The sequence below is a fragment of the Rhizobium leguminosarum bv. viciae USDA 2370 genome, assembly GCF_002008365.1.
In the GTDB taxonomy this organism is placed as follows: domain Bacteria; phylum Pseudomonadota; class Alphaproteobacteria; order Rhizobiales; family Rhizobiaceae; genus Rhizobium; species Rhizobium leguminosarum.
The window spans coordinates 241,121-262,444 of record NZ_MRDL01000046.1 but is presented as its reverse complement, the minus strand read 5'-3'; the positions used below and the strand labels follow the sequence as shown (position 1 = coordinate 262,444).

The window sequence follows — 21,324 nt, the reverse complement described above, 5'->3', positions numbered from 1 at the left end:
GTTCAGCGGATGCGATAGAATTTGGAATCGAACGACCATTTGCCTTGGGCGCCGCTCTCGTCGTCGCCGACGATCCTGAGGCTTCGGGCGAGATCGTAGACATAGTTGAAGGCGGCGCGCTGGCCGACGAGCGGTGTCGGCACATCCGGCAGGTCGAGCACTTCGATCGGCTTGTCGCTGAGGATGGCGACGACCATGCCGACGCCGGCCGGTCCCTCCACCACATATTCGAAGCCGGTATAGGGATTGCGCGCATCGGGCACGACGACCGGCCGGGCCGGATCGAGCCGGTTGTCGCCGCTTTTGGCCGTTGGCTTCAGGCCCATCGAGCGCTTGTTCGGGTAAAGCTGCGTCAGCTTGCCGGAGGCGTCGATATCGACCAGGATCAGGTAACCGGACTTTTTGGTGGAGACACGCATCGCCACCTTGTCGCCGATGCTGACCGCGGTGCCGGGCAGCACGTCGACGGCAACACCCGCCTCATTGTCGCTCTTCAGCGTGTTCTCGACGGCGGCGACCGGCGTCTTCGCCTCCTCGCCGGTGATCACATCCCGGCCGAGCGCATCCGGCTGGCCATAAAATTGCGGCACCGGCGTGAAGCGGCAATCCTCGGCATGCGTCCGGCAATATTCGTCCGATTTGCGCCGGACATAATCGAGCAAAGCGGCATTGCTGACATTCGGCTTGTCGGCCGCGCGCGCCACGCCATCCTGCACGCCTTCGATGAAGTGGCGGGTGAAGACGCCGAGCGCCGGCTTGGCCTCGCGGTCGACGAGGGCCCACTGGCCTGCGTTGACGGCCGACCAGACCATGGCGTTTTCGCCGCCGAATGAGAATTTCGCTTCCTTGCCTGACTTGTTCGGCGGTTCGAGCGCTGCCAGCGCCGGGCCGAGGCAACGCACGGTGCCGGAGGGCGCCGCCACCGCGCTGCGACTGCCGGGGCCGACATGGCAGGCGTCGATCAGCAGCGTCACACGGCGGTCCTTGAGGCTGTTCAGCCGCGCGGCGATCTCGGTTTCGCGGATCTGGTTGGTGACCGTCACCTTGCCGCCCTCGCGCATCAGCTTGGCATCGACTGCCACAAGCGTCGGGCTGGTCGTTTCCTCGGCGCCCATTTCCTCCGAGCCTTGGCCGCTGAAATAGAGGAAGACGCGGCTTCCCGGCGTCGACTGACGCACCAGCCAGTCGTCGATTTCGGCAAGGATCGCTTCGCGGGTCGCCTTGCGGTTGGTGAGCGTATGGATCTGTTCCGGGCGGTAGGCGAGCGTCTTGGCGAGGAAGACCTGCATCGCCTTCACATCGGTGGCGGAGCCGGTCAGTTTCGCCTCGCGCATCTCGTAATCGTCGATGCCGATCAACAGCGCGCGGTCGCCGGGCGAGCTTTCGATCACCGGCGTCTGGACGACTGGCGGCTGGACGGCGGGTTCGTCGGCGGCAGGCTTGTCCGCCGGCGGAGTATCGCCGGCGGGCGTGTCGGCAGCAGGCGTTTCGGTCGTGCCGGCCGGCGCCGTATCGCCGGCGGGCGGGGTGGTGATGGCGAGATTGGCCTCTTCCTGTCCGGACTTCCTCTGCTTCGTCCCGCCACCGGTCGTGGTGGACGCGACCTGATCGCCGGCAGCGGGCCCTTCAACATTTGGCACGTCGCCGTCGGTCTTTGCGGCGATCCAGTCACGGAAGGCGGCAACACGGGTATAGACGCCGTAGTGCTCGGCCTCGGCACAGCCGGCGCCCCAGCTGACGATGCCGAGCTGGATCCAGCGCTTGTCGGGGCGCTGGGCGACGAGCGGTCCGCCGCTGTCGCCCTGGCAGGCATCCTTGCCGCCTTCGGCATAGCCGGCGCAGACATTGCGCTCGTCGATCGGGTTCATGCGCATCGAGCTGTCGCGGTAGGCGGCGCGGCAGTCCTCGCGTGGCACGATCGGCAGTTCGACTTCCTGCAGTTCGGTCGGCAGGTATTTATCGTCCCAGCCGTGATCGGCCTTGGTGTAACCCCAGCCGGTCACGACGGCGGGGTGGCCGGCGGCCTCCACCTCATCATCCGAGGTCGAGGCAAGGATCGCCGGCTTCGATTTGGCGGGCTCGCCCAACTTGATGAGGGCGATGTCGTTGGCAAAGACCTTGCGGTCGAAATCCTCGTGAATGATTACGTCTTCCACGGCAAGGCCCGGCTTGTCGGGCCCGTCGACCGCGATCACCTTGTCGATCTTCGACTTGCCCTCGACGATCAGCAGGTCGCGGGCGAAGAGATCCTGCTTGCCGGAGCGGCCGCTGGTGACGCAATGGGCGGCCGTCAGGATCCAGCGGGGCGCGATCAGCGAGCCGCCGCAATGGCCGCCGAAGCGGCCGCGCTGTTCGGGGTCGGGCGCCAGGATTTTCACCTGCCAGGGCCATTCGCCCTTCTTCGCCGCCTTGCCGCCGATGACCCGCCCGCCATCCTCGCCGGCGAAATCGGTGTCCTGCTGCGCCAGCGCAGGCGTGGCCAGAAGCAGCATGACGGACGCAATAGTGAGGACCCGGCTGATCGACGTGCTCATAGCTTGGCTCCGGCGGAGGTATAGAGGACCGTAAATCCGACGCGTGCGCCCTCGGGCAGGAATGCGCCGAGGCGCTTGGCGATGTTGCCGGCGGTGCGGCGCCTGTCGTTCTGCTTCAGGAACTCCACAAGTTCGGGCATCGGGCTTTCCGAGGTGACGGCGACGAGCAGGTCGGTGCCGAACGGGGCGACGACCGAAAGATCGAGATCGAAGGTCTGAGACATCTCGGCATCGACCTCCTTCTCGTTGGGATAGAGGTACTGCACGGTTCCATCGCCGGTGACGTCGAAGAGCACGAGCTTGCGGCCTGATAGATCCGAAACAGTGACGCCGACGCGCTCACCTTCGCGATGGACAGTGTCTGAAGGCGTCACGCGCGTGGTTTGCGGGTTTGTCTCGGACAGTCGCTTCAGGGTGTCGAGCGCGGCCATCCGGTCGACGACGAAAGGCATGTCGCCGGCGCCGACGGCGGAGGCGACGACGTCGCCGCCGGCAATCGCCTCGCGCTTTTCCGGATCGAAGACGAGTTCGGCATCGGCACCCTCCGTCAGCTTGAACGGGATGACGGCAGGGGCGATCCCCTGCAGCACCGGCTCCGAGCCGAGGGCGGCAACGCTGATCGGCGCGGGCTCGGCAGGCAGCGGCGCGTTTGATTTCTCCGCCGCCGCCTGGGCCCCCGCCCCTTCGTAATTATAGACAACGGCGCGATCGAGATCGGTTCCGGGCGGGCTTTCGGTAAAGATATTCTGCCGCTGGTCGGTGAACTGGTAGACCGCCTGGCGCACATATTCGAACAGTTCGCGGCGGCTGACGGCGCCGTCGCCGTTGCGGTCGGCCGCCCCCTCAAAGGCGCGGGCGGTGGCATAACTCAGCGCGCCGCGTTTCTGCGGAATGCCGGGAATCGATATCTCGGGCGACTTGGTGTTCTCGTCGACGGCGGCAAGGAAGGTCAGCCGCTTGAAATCAAAGCCGGTGGACAGCGCATCCGCCGTCGTCGAGATCGGCGCGAGGTCGTCCTCTTCGATCGTATAGGAAGGCGCCTGACGCCAAGTGATCTCGGCGCCGCGCGGATCGACGTCGCGGGTCATGCCGCCGGCATGGCAGGTATCGGCGATGAAGACGACATCGGCGCCCTTGGTCTCAAGATTGCGGATCAGCGCCTTGAACTCGTCGCCGAAGATGCGCTCGCGCGATCCGGGCAGCCGGGTGTCGAAGCCGGCGAGCACATAGACCTCGTCGCGGCCGCTCGGTTTCGAGCCCTTGACGCGTTCCGGCTCGCTCGACCCGTGACCGGCAATGCCGAGCACGACGAGGTCGCCAGGCCCTGCCCGTTCCGTGACGGCCTCGATCGCGTGGAAGATGCCCTCGCGATCGGCAGCGCCATTCTTCAAGAGCGTCATGTCCTCGACGCCGACCGACCGCAGCGAAAGCGAAAGATCCTCGGCATCGGCGACGGCGCCATGCAGCGGCGGGACGTTACGGTAGAGGTCGATGCCGATCAACACGGCTCTGACCGCGCCGCGCTCCGGCGCTTCTATCACCCTTGCCAGACTATCGGTGGCCGCCAGGGTGAGGAGGGCAAATGCGGCGGCCATGGAAACGGATGCGGACATGGCCAGACTCCCCTCGCCCCCAGCTATTCGCGGCGCCATTCGACGCGCCGGTTCAGCGCATCGACATCGTCTTCGGTGAGGTTTGCGGTTGCCGTCACATCCACCGGCTCGGATGCGCCGCGGCCTTCGGCGTCGATTGTCGCGTCGATGCCGTGGCTCTTCAGGAAATCGGCGACGGCCTTGGCCCGGCGTTCGGACAGCTTCTGATTATAGTCGTCACCGCCGCGCCGATCGGTATGGCCGATGAGGATGACGCGGCCGGGCTTCTGCTCCTTCAGCGCTTCCAGCAATTCTTCAGCGGCCTCGGTGCCGATCGAGGTGAAGCTCGACTTGTCGAAATCGAAGGTGATCGGAACCGGAATGGAGACCGGCACGATGCCGCGCACATTCTCGGAATAGATGCCGCCGAGCACGCCGCTGCGGTGATCCTTCTCGGCCGGCACGAAGCTGCCTTCGGGATTGTCGCTCGTCGGGTTGGCGGCAAGGATACGGGCCTGGGCGGCGCGCTGGATGAGATCGGAGATCGTCTCGGCCGGCGGCGCCTTCGGCGTGCGGGTCTCGTTCTTGATGATCTCGATCGCCTGCTGGTAATCGGCGGCGGCATCGGCGAAGCGGCGGGCGGAGAAATAGATCTCGCCGAGCGTGGCGGAGGCCTGCCAGAGCACCTGCGGACTGTCGGCGGCGATCAGCAGCGGCTCGTAATCGGCGACCGGCTGGTTGGCGGCCATCATCTCCTGAGCAGCGGAGAGCCTGAGGGCTGCGACGCGGCGCTGGGCATTCACCTGGAACTGGCCGCAATCGGCGCTGACGGCGATCGTATCGGCTTCAGCCGCCGCAGCGGTGATATCCTTGGCGGCAACGGCCGTGTTCAGCTTGTCGAGAAGGGCGGTGCAAACAGGCGTATCGGCATTTGCCACCTCGATCTCCTCGCCTGCTTGGCCAGGTTCGGCCGAGCGGCCGAGATTTAGCTGCGGCATCTTGATGCTGAAACCGCCGGGAAGCTTGAATTGCGGCATCTTGATCTGCGGCATCGGCAGTTTGGGCATCTTCGTTTGGGAAGTCTGGGCCGGCTGCTTGTACTGCGTCGGCTGCTTATATTGGGTCGGCCGGGTGGATGAGGTGGTGTCGGCCGGGCCGATCAATTCCAATTCGTCGGCGGCAAGTTCCTGGCCGGGCGCCAGATTGGTGACGATCTTGTATTTCTTCGGCGGCTGTGTCGTGGCCTGCTCGACGGGTTTCGGCGTCACCTTTTTCGGGGTAACGGGCTTCGGTTTTTCCACCACCGTTTCCGGCTTCTTGGCGACTTCCTGTTTCGTCACCGGCTTCGGCTTCGGCGCAACGGGCGGCTTGGCGGCCTGTTCGACCGGTGCGGGTTTTGCCGCGGGGGCGGCTGCGACGGGCGGGGCGGCCGGCAAGCTGTCGACGGTCGTCAGCATCAGCGTCTTGCTGCTGATCTTGGTGCCGAGGCTGCGGGCTTCTTCGAGACTGCGGGAAACGGCCTCCATGCCGCCGTCGATCGAGCGGAACATGCCACCGCCGCTGCTGCCGAGATCGGCGAAGATGGTCAGCGGCTTGGAGGAATAGAAGACCTTGATCTGCTCCTGGCCGACCGGGCCTGACACCTGCAGCCGGGCGCCGCTTGCCGGATCCGGCACCTGCACGCGCTTGCCGGCGCCGACCAGGGCGTCGGTCTGGTACTTGTTCGGGAAAAGCTTCACGACCGCGCCGTTCGGCGAAACGTTCAGCACCGTGACATAGCTGTTTTCGGTCGACTGGATGAAGAGGCCGACAACTTCGCCAATGGCGTATTTGGCCTCGGCGCGATCGAAGGTGATGCTGACGGGCCCGGTCTGCGCCGGCGCCTCGCTCAGTGTGCGTTCGTTCTGCGCCTCGACGGCGGGAACCATCGAAAAAAGCGAAAGAAAGGTGGCTGCTGCTAGGATGGCTTTGCGGTTCGGCATTGGAAAACCTCCTCTTCGAACAATCTCACACTGTGTTGAAGATGAGAATAGCACTGACCGGCGAAATTGGGATGGCTTCGCCTGTCTTGCTTGAGGGAGGGTTACAAATTATTTGGAGCCTGGAAGATTTTGCGAGGCAAAGACGTGAGCAAGACTCACGCCCGGCAATAACCGGCGGCTTTTATAGTCCCGTTCGACTGCAGACAGGCGGTTAGTTCTTCGGTTTCTGCCCGGCTGATTTCAAAATCGAGATCAGGTCGCTCATTCCCTCGGGCGAGGAATTGTAGAGCCAGAGAATATCCGGATTGTCGACGGTGAATTCCTTGCCGGGGCCGGAGCCCATGTCGCGGCCGGGCGAGGTCGCGTCGGGCAGCTTGTCTTCGCCGGGTGCAAGCCCCTTGGCGCGTTCGTGTTCGGCGATGATCGCAGTCGCCGCAGCAAAGGCCTTCTCGTCGTGTTGGCGCAGCGCCGCCAGCGAGGGGTTTCGCGCCGCTAGCGCGTCCTCAGCCGGGCCGGAATAGGCAAGCCGGGGGATCTGCAGCGCCAGCAGAAGGCCGATCGACAAGGGTATGAGCCAGGATTTCGTCATCGTCGTCAAATCCGTTTTCAACCTGATGCGTGCCGCAAGAGGGCAAGCAGCACAACAATAGGGAGAGGCCGGAAGGAAGGCAACGGCGCTCCGCGCCAATCGATTGGGAGGGTTGAAATCGACTGGCCACGAACGCATCGCCCCGAAAATCGGGTCGCGCGGCGCTGTGGTCAGAGGATCTTCAATTGCTGCAGGCTAAGGCGCAGGTCGCGCAGCATCTCCCCGAAGATCTCCTCGATCATTCCTGTCGACCAGACGACCATGGTGCCATAGGGCGAGCGTTTACGCTGCATGAAGCCCGCCGTCTCGAAATCGATCAATGTCTTGCGGCAGGTCTCGCTCGACATCACCGCGACAAGGAAACGGGCGAGGTTGGACTGGTCGATCGCGCCTGATTTTTCTGCCCAGTTCTGGATCAGCCGTGGCTTGGTGTCGGCGGTGAACATCGAGGCGAGCGCCCGATCCTGCGAAAGCCCCAGACGCTGCAGCTTGGCCGGATCGCGGGTGAGCGAAACCACGTAATCATTGTGCAGATCGGCGAAGCGCTCGATATCTTCCGCGGTGCTGATGCCGAAGACCTTCATTGAATAGAGGAACTCGGCCATCAGATAGGTCGGCTCCGAGCGCAGCTGCGCCAGATGCTTGTCGTCCTTGCTGGCAGACGCCGCGCAGACGCGATCGGAGAAACCTATCCGCGCGGCGCGAACCTGCTCCAGCAGGCTTATATCGAGCGCCAGTTCGTCACCGTTCCATTCCAGCATAAGCATTTCCTGCCAGCAAATCTTCGAGACGATGATCTTGTACTATTCCAGGCGCAGATCTCCAAATCGTTTGGAAAGCAACGGCTTGCTGAGGGGGCATATCTAGCCTACCATTTTAGAGACTTGGTCACAGAGCATGATGCCGGGGGTCGAGGCAATGCGTAGTTCAGGGTCGCATTTTTTGTTTGCCGCGGCACTTGCGGTCGCCTCGCCGGTTTTTGCCAAAGACACTGTGATGATCGAGCTTCGCGGCGGCGACGGCGCGCGTTCGGTCGGCATCATTTCTTCCAACGAGGAAGTGGAGGCATCCGGGCCGGCGGCGATCACCGTCGGCGACGACGGCACCATCTACATCCTCGACCAGAATAACGGCCGCGTGCTCGCCATCGACGCCGAACGCTCGCAGGCCGATCCCGAAATCCTGCCGCTGCCTGATAATGCCGCGCCGGAAGATCTCGCCGTCGTCCACAACGAACTCTACCTCTGGTCGGACGGCGTCGTGCCGCTCGAGCGCTCCACCGATGCCGACGGCCGGTCGCAGATGCTGCGCGCCGTCGACGGTGGCGATGCCGACGACTACACCCGCTCGGTCTTCGCCTCGATGGGCTCGGTATCGCCCGGTCCGCTGAACAGCATCATCGACGAGATCGGCCGCAGCACCAGCCGGCCCGAGGCCCGCCCGCCGGTCATTCAATACGTGCCGAGCCGCGGGCTCGGCGATATCGTCGCCGAGGTCTCGGCTGCCGCAAACGACAAGGCTGAGATCCTGTTGCGGCGCAGCAGCTCGGAGGAGAATTTCCTCTCACTGCAGCTGACCTCGGAAGGGCGGATCGGCACCGTCGAGCTTCTCGACATCGACACGACAGGCAGGCCCTATGCGCTGGTCGAGCTGGTGCCGGCCGACCGGCCCGAGCGCACCGGCATGCTGGTGGTGCGCTTCACGCCGAACGGGGCGATGGACAAGGTCTACGACCTGCCGATCGATCCCGGCACGGTATTCTCCAGGCGTTTCGTGGCGATCGGCCCGCGCGGCGATGTGCTCTATCTCAGTTCGCAAGAAAGCCGGGCGCAGGTGCTGCGGCTTGACGGCCGTGAGCCCGGCCGCAAGCTTGCCGTCGCCCGTCCGGCCAAGCAGCCGAATGCCGGCAATCCCGGCAAGACGCCGAAGGTGGCGCTCGTGCCGAAGTCGCGCAACGACGTCATCGAGCGGGCAATCGGCTTCGAGACGCTGAACTGGCTAGTGACATCAACCGCCTATGGCAAGGATCCGGGCCCAGGCTGCATCAACATGAACCGGCTGCGCCGCCCGATCTACCTGATCGGCAAGCGCGGTCAAACGGTCAAGGGTGTTCCCTACTGCTGGGGCTGCAAGACGCCGCTCGAGAATTTCGTCGGCGGCGTCGAAAAGGGCCAGACTGCCGGCAATGTCTGCACCAAGAGCGCGCCGCAATCCAATATCCTTGGCGTCGACTGCTCCGGCTTCGTCAGCGACGCCTGGGGTCTGAAGATGCATGTCTCGACGCGCGCCATCCCCGGGATCACCAAGCGCCTGTCTGACCCCTGGTCGATGCGGCCGGGCGACGCGCTGAACAAGCCGGGCTCGCATGTGCTGTTGTTCATGCGCTTCACCGACGACCGTAAGGTGGAAGTGATGGAAGCCTCGCCAAATGCCTGCAAGGGCCGTGTCTGCCGCAATACCTATTCGCTCGGCAGCCTGTTGATGCGCGGCTACCAGCCGGTGCGCTTCAAGGGGCTGGATGGTTGAATGAAAGGCAGCGTCAGGCTGCCGGCTTTGACATCAACCGTCGCTTTGCCATCGCCCAAAGCCCGTGGCTGGTGACGCTCTCGGCATAGTCCCGATAGGCGGGATCGCGGCTCAGCATGCGCTCTTCGGCGCGGGCGCGCATGACATAGATCAGACTGACGATCGCCAGCATGCTGGCTCGGGCAAGTCCTTCCGCAAGGCCGCTGGCAATGAAGCTGGGAGCCGCAAACAGCCACCAGGCGATGTTCTTCGAGACATAGGCTGGATGCTTGATGAAGCGATAGGGGCCCGATGTGATGATGCCGCGATGGGTGAGATTGGAAAATCGCGGTCCGAAAGCGACGGTCGCCCAAACATAGATGACGGTGCAGAACAGCGTCGCGCCGCTCCAGAGAATGAAGATCGCCGAACCCTCCTCGATCACCGTCTCCCAGCCCGGCCCCTCGCCATAAGGCACGAAGGCATGCGAGATCGCAGGGAAGAACGGTTCATAACAGATGAGGCAGACGAGCCAGCCGAGCGCCGTCGTCTCCGTCGCCCTGATATGCCAGCCGAAGAGTTTGAAGGTGGCGATATAGCCGCCGGCAGCAAGCACGACGTCGAGAAGAAAGGCAAGCCGCAACAGGCCTTCGAACCAGGCGGCCGAGAGCGGCGGAAACGCCCATGCCGGCTTATCGGCAAGATCGGAAAAGGCCGCCATGCCGCCTGAGAACATCAGCACGAGAAAGAAGCACTTGATCGCGAGCAGGCGCAATGCGAACAGCACGTCCTCTTCGCGAAAATCCTGCATCAACACCGCGCGCCCGACCTGATTGAGATAATCGTCGGGCTCTCCGGCGACCAGATCAGTGGCTACGATGTAGAGGATGGTGGCAACAGCAAGTGCGATAGAAATGACGATGGTCGTGTGGCCGGCCTCGATGAACCATCGGACCGCTGACGACTGCGTGAAAAACGGAAAGACCGAACAGACAATGACGACCACGCCAAGAAGCGCAGCGAGGCCGACAAGCTTCGTTCCGATGCGCCGCCAGAAAGCGGCGGGAGCCTCGTCCCGCCTCTCTCGCGATGCCCAGGCCCGACGAGCAGCCAGTGTGCCGTCGACGACGATCCACACCAGGAGAAGGCAGAACAGGGCAAGCGCCATCGCCTTGCCGGGCTCAAGCTGCAGATAGGCCGAGAGTGCAATGCCGAGGAGAACTCCGACAAGCGTCGCAGCCTGACTGACGAGAGGGCTCCCGGTAACGGTATCCCTGTCCTGCGGTATCGGCACGCTTTCGGCTTCCTCGATTACATTGCCGCCTGAACGAAAGGTTGCCGAACGGAGACCTGAGAGCGTATCCGCGCCGCCTGCGCTGCAAGCGCCATGGTTGCTTCATCTGTCAGCCGAGGCGCATCCTCCGGCAGCGAGATCATTGCAATGTCGAGCCTGTCATAGTCGACCATATAGTAACCCGATCCGGTGGCGATGACGGCCTCAGGCCTGATCGCCAGCAGATCCTGGGCCATCGTGCCGACGAACAGCGGGCCGCCCCAGATGTAGCGGAAGGCATAGACCGGTACGCCCAGAGCCGAGGTGCCGAGCCGACGGATATCGGTCTTTAGGCGGCGATCGGACCATGAGCCGCCGGTAGAGCTCGATGAACTGCTCGAACTGGAGGAACTGCTCGAACTGGATGAGCTGCTAGAGCCGCTCGAACCAGAAGAACCGCTGGAGCCAGAAGAACCGCTGGAGCCGGAAGAGCCGCCCATGCCGCCAGAGCCGGAATTCCCACCCGAACTGTTCTCAGAGCGGGCGAAAGCCGGTTGATTGCTCGTTGCGGACACTCTTCTAACGGTGGAAGTTGGTTTGCTGGCAGGCGTGGCGTTCCTGGCCGGCTCTTCACTGGCGAACAGTGTCCTGGCGCCAGGATCAAAGATGCAACTCTGCAAGATTGCGCCTGTGCCCGCGATGAATGTCGAGCAAAGCAGAACACGGATGATGAGCTTTCTTGTCATGAAGGGCGCCCCCAGACCGCCGTTTTAGAAGAGATCGTACCTCGGATTTCGCTTTACCCATGTCGCCTTGGCGAGCTGAACGAGCCTGTCATCGAGCGACTTGGTCTTCGGAAGCGCCTTTTGCTCCTGAGCGGTCAACTCGGCAACGAAGGTTTTTTCCGCTTTTTTCTTTGCAGCACTGGGCAAGGTCTTGAGTTCCGCCTTTGCCTGGTTCTTCGGGTCGCCGCTGCCCGGCATGTTGATGGCGGTCGCCAGCGCAAAATAACGCGCCGCCGTTGCAAGGCTGTCAGCGCCCGCGCCGTCTTCCTTCGCCAGCATTGCGCGGTCGAGTGCCCCCCAATAGTCGCCGCGCTCGGCGCCCATCTCCAGCCACTTCACCGCTTCCGCCTTGTCCGCGACAACGCCGATGCCGTCGCGATACATGCGTCCGAGATTGGTCGGGGCATAGGGCTGGCCGCCCTCTGCCGCCCGCGTGAAAAGGTCGAGCGCCTTTGGAAGATCCTCAGGAGCGCCTTTTCCGAAACGGTAGACGAGCGCAAGATTGTTCAGCGAATAGATGTCGTTGCGCTGGACGCCGGCCTCGTAGAAGCGGATGCCGCGTTCCGGATCGGCCGGAACGTTGACGCCGTTCAGGAAGATGTATCCGAGCTCGTTCATCGCATAGGTATGGCCGAGATCGGCGGCCTGCAGCATCAGGCGCAACCCCAGCTGCTGATCGGCCTTTGTGCCACGGCCGTAATAGAGGGCCTTGCCGTAGCTGTGCAGGGCAAAAGGATCACCTTTGGCTGCACCACCCTTGGCGATCTCGCTTGCCTTGGCTGCGTCACGCGGAACGGAGGCGCCGAACTCGTAAAGGCTCGACAGTTCATAGATCGCCCGGACATGCCCGGCATCCATCGCCTTTGTGATCGTCGCAAAGGCCGTCTTGGTGTCGCGGTTGGCAAGCTGGGCGCGGCCGAGCTGATAAACGAAGCGCTCGACCTCAGGATAGGCCTTTATCGCGTCCGTGCAGGCGGGCAGCGCGATGTCCGGATCGATCTCGTTCGGCAGTTTGCCCGATGTCACGCCCTGCAGGTCAAGGGGGGCGGCGGCTGATGTGTCGCAGGCGTCGAGCGCCGGCTTGAAGGTGACGGTGGCGGGCGGCAGATCGTCGTTGGCGGCCTGTAGCGTCAGGGCGAAAGGCTGGTTTTCGGTGCCGATCTGCGGCTCGTAAGTGAGCAATGGAATATCCGCGGACTCCAGCACGTGACCGAGCCCGATCACCCGGTCTCCGGCGCGCAGCGTGCCCTTGTCGGGCAGGGCCGCGACCTTGAAGGTCATCTCTGTGGCCGATGCCGGTACTTCAGGCAGGCCGGCCTCGACGGGGCCGACGCCGATTGTCGTGTCCACATCGCGCGGCAGCGTCTTCAGATAGGCATCGGCATCGGCAAGCCGTATCTTCTTGTCCTGTTCGAGCTGGGCGAGCTTGGCGCCGGCATCCGCCGAGACGGTGATCGCCACCACGCCCTGCGTCGCCTGGCCATAGGGGTCGCTGACGGTATAGCCGATCAGGCCGACGGTTCCGGCGGCAACGCCCGATGAATCATAGGTCAGCGCCGTCAGGGCGGCGGCGGGCATCTTCGCGCCCTGGTCGATCGGCTTGCCGTCGAAGCTGAGCTTGCCGGTCTTCGGAAGCTGGTTGAGGGTGACGAGCAGCGCCGAGCCGGTCTCGTCATGCGGCGGGGCGATCGGCAATTTAGTCGCGGCCGCCCCCTCTGGCACGCTCACCTGCTGCATCGGCTCGACGCTCGGCGGCGGCGGCGCCGGGATGAAATAGAAGCTATCGGTCAGCGAGGAGTTTTCCCAGGGAACCTGCTTGCCGCCGGTCAAGGCGATCACGTCGCGGCGCACATCGGTCAAAACCTGGCGGATTTCCTTGTTGGGTTCGCTGGCGCGTTTGATGAAGGATTCGGAATAGGGGCTGAGCGCCCCGGTGCCATCGAGCGCCACCTGGCCGGGTTCAGTGGAAAAGGCGATCAGGCTGCCGAGATCGCTGTCGATACGTGCAAGTCCACGTGTGGCGCCGACCGGTTCCAGTTTTTCCGCCATCCAGAATTTCTGGGCATTGAAGGGATTGTTGCGGCAGGCGTCGAGGAAGATCAGCTGCACCCGCGAATTCTGCTTGAGATGGTTGAGGATGAGGTCGAGCGGCATGGTCTGCGTCTCGACGTCATAGGGCGTCTCCAGTGTCGCATCGACCGGCACGATGAAATTCTGGCCGCCCACCTGGATGCCGTGGCCCGAATAATAGATGAGGCCGGCCTCGGCATTGCTGGTCGAACGCAGGAAGCGGCGCACCGTATCTTCGAGCCCGATGCGGTCGACATTGACGCCGATCGTCACGTCGAAACCGGCAGCCCGCAGTGTACTGGCGACCTCTTCGACATCATTGGCGGGATTTGGAAGCGAGGGCAGCGTCTTGTAGACCGAGTTGCCGATGACGAGAGCGACGCGGCGTCCGCTCTCTTCAGTAATGGCGGCAGATGCGGTGCCGACCGACAGCAGCATTGCAGCGACGATCAGCAGATAAGCGCACAGTCTCTTGACGTGGTGAAACTTGGGCATGGCTCGATCGCAAACATTCTATTGTTTAAGTTCAATAAAATTTGCTGGCCTGCTGGTGCTGGGCCCCCTCCGCATTCACACTACGAAAATATTCCTCGGCGCTTTAAAAAGCAAGCTTCGCCGCCTCCAAGTCAATTGGAGCAGTCCCGTCAGATTGGAAGCCCATCGTCGACAAGAAAGACTGTAGAAATCAAGAATTCAACATGCAGCCGGCGAAGTTTCCTTAGCCTCGAAACGTATAGTTGCTGATCGAGGCCGATTTCATCTCGATCGAGAAGCCCGGCAGGGTGGGCGGCATGTAGGCGGCGTTCTCGATCAGGCAGGGGTCGAGGAAGTGTTCGTGCAGATGATCGACATATTCGATGACGCGGCCGTCCTTGGTGCCCGACACCGCGACATAATCGATCATCGACAGATGCTGCACATATTCGCAGAGGCCGACGCCGCCGGCATGTGGCCAGACCGGCAGGTCGAACTTGGCGGCGATCAGGAGTACGGCCAGAACCTCGTTCAGCCCACCCATGCGGCAGGAATCGATCTGTACGATGTCGATCGCGCCCTCGGCGATGAACTGCTTGAACATGATGCGGTTCTGGCACATCTCGCCGGTCGCGACCTTCACCGGGGCGATCGCCTGGCGGATCTTGCGGTGGCCGGCGACATCATCCGGGCTTGTCGGTTCCTCGATGAAGAAGGGCTTGGCGAAGGAGAGCGCCTTGACCCAGTCGATCGCCTGACCGACATCCCAGACCTGGTTGGCGTCGATCATCAGGTAACGATCGGGACCGATCACCTCGCGGGCAATCCTCAGACGGCGGATATCGTCTTCCAGGTCACGGCCGACCTTCATCTTGATATGGTTGAAGCCGGCATCGATCGCCTCCTGGCAGAGGCGGCGCAGCTTTTCGTCGCCGTAGCCGAGCCAGCCGGCCGAGGTCGTGTAGCAGGCGTAGCCCTCCTTTTCGAGGATGGCGATGCGTTCCGCCTTGCCCGCCTCGGCGCGCTTCAGGATCTCGACCGCCTCGGCACGCGTCAGCACATCGGTGAGGTAGCGGTAATCGACGATATCGGCGATCTCCTCCGCCGACATCTCGGCGACGAGCCGCCAGACAGGCTTGCCGGCCTGTTTGGCCAGCAGATCCCAGACGGCATTGACGACCGCACCGGTCGCCAGATGAATGGCGCCCTTTTCCGGGCCGATCCAGCGCAACTGGCTGTCGCTGGTCAGGTGCCGCCAGAAGGTGCCGGGATGGGCGAGAACCTCCGTGAGGTCGGCGCCGACGACGAGGTGGCGCATCGCTTCGATCGCCATGCAGCAAATGTCGTTACCGCGGCCGATGGTGAAGGTCAGGCCGTGGCCGGCAAGATCAGGCGCATCCGTATCGAGAATGACGTAGGCCGCCGAATAATCCGGATCGGGATTCATCGCATCGGATCCATCAAGGCTTTGCGACGTGGGGAAGCGGAGATCGAAGACACGAAGGTCGGTGATGCGGGTCATGGTTGTTCCTCCCGTTTATATGCGCCGATTATATAGAGCCGATTGCAGTGGCCGGGCCGGCCGGCAAGACTGCCGGGCCGGCCGCATCAGCTGAAATCAGATCGTCCAGCCGCCGTCGATGGCGATCGCCTGGCCCGACGTGTAGGTCGCGCCGGCGAGATAGACGGCGAGATCGGCGATCTCTTCCGGCGAGCCGAGCCGGCCCATCGGCTGGCGGGCGATGAAAGCGGCGCGCGCGGCGTCGTAATCGCCCTGCGCGCGCATGCGGTCCTGCAGCGACGGGCTTTCCACCGTGCCGGGGCAGATGGCGTTGCAGCGGATGCCCTGACCGACATAATCGGCGGCAACGGCTTTGGTGAGCCCGATCACGGCCGCCTTGGTGACGCCGTAGGCGAAGCGGTTCGGCACGCCCTTGATGCTGGAGGCGACGGAGGCCATGTTGATGATCGCTCCGTCCTTGCGCTCGATCATGCCGGGCAGCACGGCGCGGATGGTGCGGATCATCGCCTTGACGTTGAGGTCGAAGGCGAATTCGAGATCGGAATCCTTCATCTCGAGGATCGAGCCGGCATGGACGAAGCCGGCGCAGTTGAACAGCACGTCAACAGCCCCGATCTCGGCGACAAGGGCCTTGACCGCATCCTCTTCGAGCACGTTCAACTGATGGGTGAAAACGCCGGTTTCAGCGGCAAGCGTCGCCAGCGCCTCGGTGTTGATATCCGTCGCGTGAACCCTGGCGCCGATCGCGGCAAAGGCTGCCGCCGTCGCCCGGCCGATGCCCTGACCGGCGGCGGTGATGAGAACGGTCTTGCCGGAAAGTCTGTTTGTCATGTCGCGGGCCTTTTCTGGAATTGTCTACGCTGGACGATGGAGTACGGTTGATGTCTTGGCAAAGCTCGGCGTGATGCAGCGCGCCGGTCCGCTTCCGGAGGTGCGCGGCTTTCTGCGTTAAATGGAGGAGTTGGCGCTGTTGCACAGGCAGATCAGCGGCGGATTCAGCCGATTGGCTGCTTTTTCGGCGATCTCCGCCGGCGGCAGGGCCGATGACCATTCCCTTGCGCTGCACGGTCTTCCTCCCTGTCCCGGCTTGCTTATGATCCTGCCGCTCGGGCGCCTTCGATAGCTCAGTCGTTCGTTTGGATCGACTTTTTCAGTGGTGATTTGTCTGTTTATAGACAAACAGACGATTGGCCAAGGGTCAAGTGCGAAGTTTTCCTTTTCCGGCCGCAGTTCTGCGTATATGCAGAGTGATATTCACAGGAGGAAGGAATGGAGACCGACGAGTCCGACCGCTACCGCGCTCCTGCCCTCGACAAGGGCCTCGATATCCTGGAATTGCTCGCCGGCGTCGACAGCGGCCTCACCCAGGCCGAAATCGCCAAACGGCTCGACCGCAGCCCCAACGAATTCTACCGCATGCTCGACCGGCTGGTGCGCCGCGGTTACGTCACCCGGCTGGATGGCGACCGCTATTCGCTGACGCTGAAGCTCTTCGGTCTTGCGCAGTTGCACGCGCCGGTGCGCCGGCTCGCCTCCTATGCTACGCCGCTGATGCGCGATCTCGCCCAGCGCACGCGCCAGGCCAATCATCTTGCGGTCTTCGATCGTGGCGCGGCTGTTGTCATCGCCCAACAGGAGGCGCCGGACTATTGGGGATTCTCGATCCGCATCGGCGCCCATATCAGCCTCTTCGACACCGGTTCGGGGCATGTGCTCCTTGCCTTCCGCAGCGAGGAGGAGCGGGAGATGATGATCTCGGAACATGTGCGCAGCCGCTCAGACATCGAACTCGGCCCCGAATTCTACGATCGTCTCCACCAGATCCGCGAGCGCGGCTACGAGATGATGGCGAGCGCCCAGACATCAGGCGTCTACAATCTTTCCGCTCCCGTTCTTGGACCGGACCGCCGCTGCATCGCCGCCCTCACCTGCCCCTTTATCGCGCTCGTCAATGCGCCGTCCGCTCCCGATATCACGCAGGCGATCACGCTGGTGCAGAAGACCGCCGCCCAGCTTTCGCTGCTTGCCGGCGCCGATGTCGTCCACCCGGCCTGAGGCCTAAGAATTTCTATTTGAACAATCCATTCACCAGGAATAGGTTTGCCGCCAAACCACTCTGGGAGGAGAAGAGCGTGTTCATCGACACCCATCTGCACATCATCGATCGATCGGCCCTGCCCTATCCCTGGCTCTCAGGCGCGCCCGCTCTCGATCATGATTTCCTCTACGAAACCTATGCGACTGAGGCCCGGCGCTGCGGCATCACCACGGTGCTGCATATGGAGGTCGACGTCGATCCCGCCGCGACGCAGGCCGAGACCGATCACGTCGCCGGCATCGCCAAAAAGCAAGGCAGTCTGATTGCCGGCGCGATTGTCTCCTGCCGGCCCGAAGAGGAAGGCTTTGCCGCCTATCTCGAGCGGCAAAAGGCCGATCCCTTCGTCAAGGGATTCCGCCGCGTGCTGCATGTGGTGCCAGATGATGTCTCCGAAGGCGCCCTGTTTCGCGAAAACATCAGGCGCATGAGCGGCAGCGGCCTGACTTTCGACCTCTGCACATTGCCGCATCAGGCGAGCCGTGTAACCGCCCTCGTCGATCTTGCGCCTGATGTGCAGTTCGTTCTCGACCATTGCGGCGTGCCGGATATCCGTTCGGACGCCTTTCAGCCATGGAAGGCCGGCATATCAGAGATTGCTCGGCGGCCGAACGTGGTCTGCAAGGTCTCCGGCGTTGTCGCCTATGCCGATGCGAAGACATGGACGGCAGAAACGCTGCAGCCCTATTTCGAACATGTGATCGCAAGTTTCGGCTGGGACCGCGTCGTCTGGGGCAGCGATTGGCCAGTCTGCACGCTCGGTGGCGGCCTCTCTACCTGGGTTGCGGCGACCCATGCGATGCTCTCAGGTAGCAGCGAGGCAGAGCGCTCGAAGTTGCTTTTCGCCAATGCGCATCGCCTCTGGTCGCTCTGACGTCACAAAATAAAGCGACCGGTCTCCTGGGCGTGCCATTTCGGCATGTTTTTTGTACCATTCCGGGACAAAAAACGCCCGATTTTCGGGCTTAACGCTATCTACATGCAAGCAATTGCTAGCCTTATTTATCTCGGCTAAAAGTTGTTGACACGGATATGGGGAATGACCCCTGTCCGCTGCCTTCAGAAGGGAAAATGAGATGAAAGAAGAACCGCATTCCGTCGATGTTCACGTCGGAAAGACGATCCGTATCCAGCGTCTGTTGAGGAAAGTTTCTCAGACGGAACTGGGCGATCGTGTTGGCGTAACGTTCCAGCAGATCCAGAAGTACGAAAAGGGTTCCAACCGCGTTTCCGCCAGCATGCTGGTCGAAATCGCCGGCGCGCTTAAGGTCGATGTCAGGACGTTTTTTGACGATCTGTCGACCCCTGATACGGCCAACGACAACCCCGCTCCGAGCGAGGAATTCGTTATTTCGCGCGAAGGCGTCCTTCTCAATGCGGCGTTCTTTTCGATCAAGAACGAAGCGCTTCGCAAGAAGATCCTGAAGCTCGTCCAGGCGATTGCCAACACCGAACAGTTGGAAACCGAAGCGGCCGAATAGACCGGTTGTCCTTCACGCGCTCCAAACGGACCGCATGAGGATCAATAGCGGTTGATCGGATCAGTAGCAATCGATCGGGCTCAATGGCGATCGATCAGGATTAGATTCTCGCTGGCATCCTTCATTGCGATCTTGGCTTTGCTGCCGAGCAGCTTCTCGAGATTGACGTCAAGCTCCCTGTCGGGATCTATGCCGTCCCAATCGATGACGACCTGCAGCAGCGCCATGTTCGTCAGGTGCATCAGATTGCGCAGCTGAAGCTTTTCAGCCTCATCCTTGGCTGCCGACAGCAGCCGGAAGATCCTTGCGTATTCGCTGCCGGTACCCTCGTTGTATTGATCAAACATCGTTCCCGCCTCTTTGGTCGTGGAACCCTACGATTCCATCAGTGCTGCATCATTCCGCCGCGACCGTTATTCAAGCGTTACAGGAACCGCATTGCGCGTGACTTCGGCGTGCAAGAGCTCCCAATGTGAGGTCGCGGCAAAGCGCCAGTCACGGTTGACGGGGAGGAATTTGTCCCGGCTCAGCCATTCCAGCACCAGTCGCGCGTCGTTGCGCTTGCGCTCGACACGGCTGCCGCGGATGGCGGCGAGGATATGGTCGCGGCGCGGCTTGCGGAAATGGCACTCGTCGGCCACCTTCGCATAGGTGCGTTCGGAGAAATGCAGAAACCGGCCGGCCAGCAACAGCTTCTTGCGCTCGCCGGGCGAAATCTCGCCTTTGGCGTGAAGCGCATCGATCGTCGGCTCGAAATCGACCCAGGGAACGGAAAGCGGCAGCCAGCCGAGCTCCTGCGGCGCATGCACCAGCGCGACGGCCTCATCGTCGAGCAGCCGCCCGGACTCGTAATCTTCGAAGATCGAACCGAGCCCGACCATGCCGAAGGGGGCGCATTCGGCTGCCCGCAACGCCCCCATGCTGGCCCCGCCGGCAACGGCGACATCATGTTCGAGTGCGTAAAGTATTTCCTTGTGCCAGACCGAAGGCAGGTCGCCGAAATAGCCATCGACGAGGCCGATCGCCGTGGCGCCGGCCCGAACGGCCTTCAGGATGTCGCCGGCGGCGGCCGGCGGCCGGAAGTCGATGAAAGGAGACATGGCTCTTGCAGCGGCAAGATCACTGCCAAGGCTCGGGCCGACGAACAGCACCTTCATGATTCGGCTCCTTTTATGGTGTTGACCGCGCGCATGCCGAGCTGGATGTATTGGCCTGATATATCGACCTCCAGTCCCGGCACGATCACTCTGACGACCGAGATCGGCAGGGATCGATGCGGAAAGGGCACGACGATGATCTGCTCGATGCCGGTCACCGCCAGTCGGTCGGCAATATGGGCGATGGTTTCCTGGATCGTCGCCGGGCGGCGATGACGGTCGTGGAACGCGCGCATCCGACCGTCGCCCTCGCAAAGTTCGACCACCTGCTGCATCGCCGCGCTCCGGTCGAGCCGCTGATAGATGCGCGGCGAGAAATCGTCGCGGCTGCCGGCGATCGCGGTCAGCCGGCTCTGCGCCGCTTCGGTGATGGCGCGCAGCGCGGCGCGCACGGGATCGGGGTGGCAGCCGCAACCACCGCAGACATGCGACCAGCGCGCGTCGACACGGTCGGAAAGATTGCCTGGCATGATGACCGCCAGAAAAGCGGGAACGCCGATATCCGTCGTCATGTCGAGCAGCAGCAGTTTCATGCCGGCGCGTGTGATCCGGTCGGTCATGACGTCGATAACCGCATCGCCGAAGGAGGCAGGGTCGACGCGGCTCTCCTTCAGGCGCTCCGGCGATTTCAGCTGGGTCAAGGCCCAGGCGTCGCGCTCCACCAGCTCGCAAAGTCCATGCAGGACCGCTTCGGAGGGCGTGTTGCCGGAGGCAAGCCCATCGCTCGACTGCTCGAAACCCGGCGGCCTCTCGCCGCGATGATCGAGACCGACGAGCCACCAGGGCACGAAGACACTGCTGCCGGAAAGGATGTCGAGCCCCGTGCACCAGGGAATAGGCTTGCTGCCGATCTCATCGGGCGCGCAGCGTGCGACATTGTCGAGATCGATCATCGCGGCCCGCTCCGCCCGCATGCTGTCGATCGTCGCCTGCGTCAGGTCGGCGGGGGCAATTTCGGCGATCCGCGTCTCGACTGCTTCCATCGCCGCCGAGGTCATGGCGGCATCATTATCGATACCCTTGCCCTGAAACACCGACAGCGTGTGGCTGTTCGGCCTCGTTGCGAAGGCGACGGGGATGTTCAAGACATCGAGTGCAGTCAGCAGACCGACGCGCGTGATGCCGAATTCGCGCAGATGCGGCCTGACGGCTGCGAGGGTCTGAGCCGGCGTGACCGCGCGGTCATGATAATCGCTGACACCGGCCGATGATCGTTTAAGGTCACCGGCTAGCGTTTCAAGGTCGGTGAAAGCGGACATACCGAT

Annotated in this window: 17 protein-coding genes; 4 read left to right on the top strand and 13 right to left on the bottom strand. The window is 62.8% G+C overall.

Annotated features, from left to right (window positions below):
• Positions 1-2: 2 nt before the first annotated feature.
• From BS629_RS23200 to BS629_RS23180, 5 genes are all read right to left on the bottom strand, one after another.
• Complete coding sequence (locus tag BS629_RS23200; protein WP_018517793.1) at positions 3-2,534, bottom strand: trypsin-like serine protease; 2,532 nt, start codon at positions 2,532-2,534, stop codon at positions 3-5.
• The gene (locus tag BS629_RS23195; RefSeq protein ID WP_018246181.1) at positions 2,531-4,147 is read right to left on the bottom strand and encodes a caspase family protein; all 1,617 of its coding nucleotides are present in this window, start codon (positions 4,145-4,147) and stop codon (positions 2,531-2,533) included. The genes BS629_RS23200 and BS629_RS23195 overlap by 4 nt, the downstream gene beginning before the upstream one ends.
• 23 nt (positions 4,148-4,170) lie before the next feature.
• Entirely contained in the window at positions 4,171-6,108 is a 1,938-nt protein-coding gene (locus BS629_RS23190; protein ID WP_018246182.1) for a DUF4384 domain-containing protein, read from the bottom strand.
• Between the two features lie 211 nt (positions 6,109-6,319).
• Complete coding sequence (locus BS629_RS23185; protein ID WP_026188736.1) at positions 6,320-6,697, bottom strand: hypothetical protein; 378 nt, start codon at positions 6,695-6,697, stop codon at positions 6,320-6,322.
• Between the two features lie 170 nt (positions 6,698-6,867).
• Complete coding sequence (locus tag BS629_RS23180; RefSeq protein ID WP_018246184.1) at positions 6,868-7,458, bottom strand: hypothetical protein; 591 nt, start codon at positions 7,456-7,458, stop codon at positions 6,868-6,870.
• Between the two features lie 157 nt (positions 7,459-7,615).
• On the opposite strand from BS629_RS23180, the gene BS629_RS23175 reads away from it, so the two are divergent.
• Positions 7,616-9,223 (top strand): NHL repeat-containing protein, encoded by a 1,608-nt coding sequence (locus BS629_RS23175; RefSeq protein WP_026188737.1) that lies wholly within the window; start codon positions 7,616-7,618, stop codon positions 9,221-9,223.
• A 13-nt stretch (positions 9,224-9,236) separates the two neighbouring features.
• Here BS629_RS23175 and BS629_RS23170 read toward each other — a convergent pair whose 3' ends face one another.
• The 5 genes from BS629_RS23170 to BS629_RS23145 form a co-directional block, all read right to left on the bottom strand.
• Positions 9,237-10,496 (bottom strand): methyltransferase family protein, encoded by a 1,260-nt coding sequence (locus BS629_RS23170; RefSeq protein ID WP_018246186.1) that lies wholly within the window; start codon positions 10,494-10,496, stop codon positions 9,237-9,239.
• A 17-nt stretch (positions 10,497-10,513) separates the two neighbouring features.
• A complete protein-coding gene (locus BS629_RS23165; protein ID WP_020572941.1) occupies positions 10,514-10,975 on the bottom strand; it encodes a tail fiber domain-containing protein in 462 nt (153 codons plus the stop codon).
• Positions 10,976-11,245: 270 nt separating this feature from the next.
• A complete protein-coding gene (locus tag BS629_RS23155; RefSeq protein WP_018246190.1) occupies positions 11,246-13,825 on the bottom strand; it encodes a caspase family protein in 2,580 nt (859 codons plus the stop codon).
• 223 nt (positions 13,826-14,048) lie between these two features.
• Positions 14,049-15,326, bottom strand: a complete 1,278-nt coding sequence (locus tag BS629_RS23150; protein ID WP_018246191.1) for an L-fuconate dehydratase — start codon at positions 15,324-15,326, stop codon at positions 14,049-14,051.
• Positions 15,327-15,422: 96 nt separating this feature from the next.
• Positions 15,423-16,157 carry an SDR family oxidoreductase gene (locus tag BS629_RS23145; protein WP_018246192.1) on the bottom strand — a complete coding sequence of 245 codons (735 nt, stop codon included), beginning with the start codon at positions 16,155-16,157 and terminating at the stop codon, positions 15,423-15,425.
• Between the two features lie 438 nt (positions 16,158-16,595).
• On the opposite strand from BS629_RS23145, the gene BS629_RS23140 reads away from it, so the two are divergent.
• The 3 genes from BS629_RS23140 (at position 16,596) to BS629_RS23130 (ending at position 18,902) form a co-directional block, all read left to right on the top strand.
• Positions 16,596-17,381 (top strand): IclR family transcriptional regulator, encoded by a 786-nt coding sequence (locus tag BS629_RS23140; protein ID WP_018246195.1) that lies wholly within the window; start codon positions 16,596-16,598, stop codon positions 17,379-17,381.
• Positions 17,382-17,458: 77 nt separating this feature from the next.
• On the top strand, positions 17,459-18,295 hold the full coding sequence (locus BS629_RS23135) for an amidohydrolase family protein (protein ID WP_018246196.1): 837 nt from the start codon (positions 17,459-17,461) through the stop codon (positions 18,293-18,295).
• A gap of 202 nt (positions 18,296-18,497) precedes the next feature.
• Positions 18,498-18,902 carry a helix-turn-helix domain-containing protein gene (locus BS629_RS23130; protein ID WP_018246197.1) on the top strand — a complete coding sequence of 135 codons (405 nt, stop codon included), beginning with the start codon at positions 18,498-18,500 and terminating at the stop codon, positions 18,900-18,902.
• 80 nt (positions 18,903-18,982) lie between these two features.
• On the opposite strand, the gene BS629_RS23125 is transcribed toward BS629_RS23130, so the two are convergent.
• From BS629_RS23125 to BS629_RS23115, 3 genes are all read right to left on the bottom strand, one after another.
• Positions 18,983-19,249, bottom strand: coding sequence for a hypothetical protein (locus tag BS629_RS23125; protein ID WP_011655326.1), 267 nt, complete (start codon positions 19,247-19,249; stop codon positions 18,983-18,985).
• Positions 19,250-19,315: 66 nt separating this feature from the next.
• Positions 19,316-20,059 (bottom strand): TfuA-like protein, encoded by a 744-nt coding sequence (locus BS629_RS23120; RefSeq protein ID WP_018246198.1) that lies wholly within the window; start codon positions 20,057-20,059, stop codon positions 19,316-19,318.
• Positions 20,056-21,318, bottom strand: coding sequence for a YcaO-like family protein (locus BS629_RS23115; protein WP_018246199.1), 1,263 nt, complete (start codon positions 21,316-21,318; stop codon positions 20,056-20,058). The genes BS629_RS23120 and BS629_RS23115 overlap by 4 nt, the downstream gene beginning before the upstream one ends.
• Between the last annotated feature and the right edge of the window lie 6 nt (positions 21,319-21,324).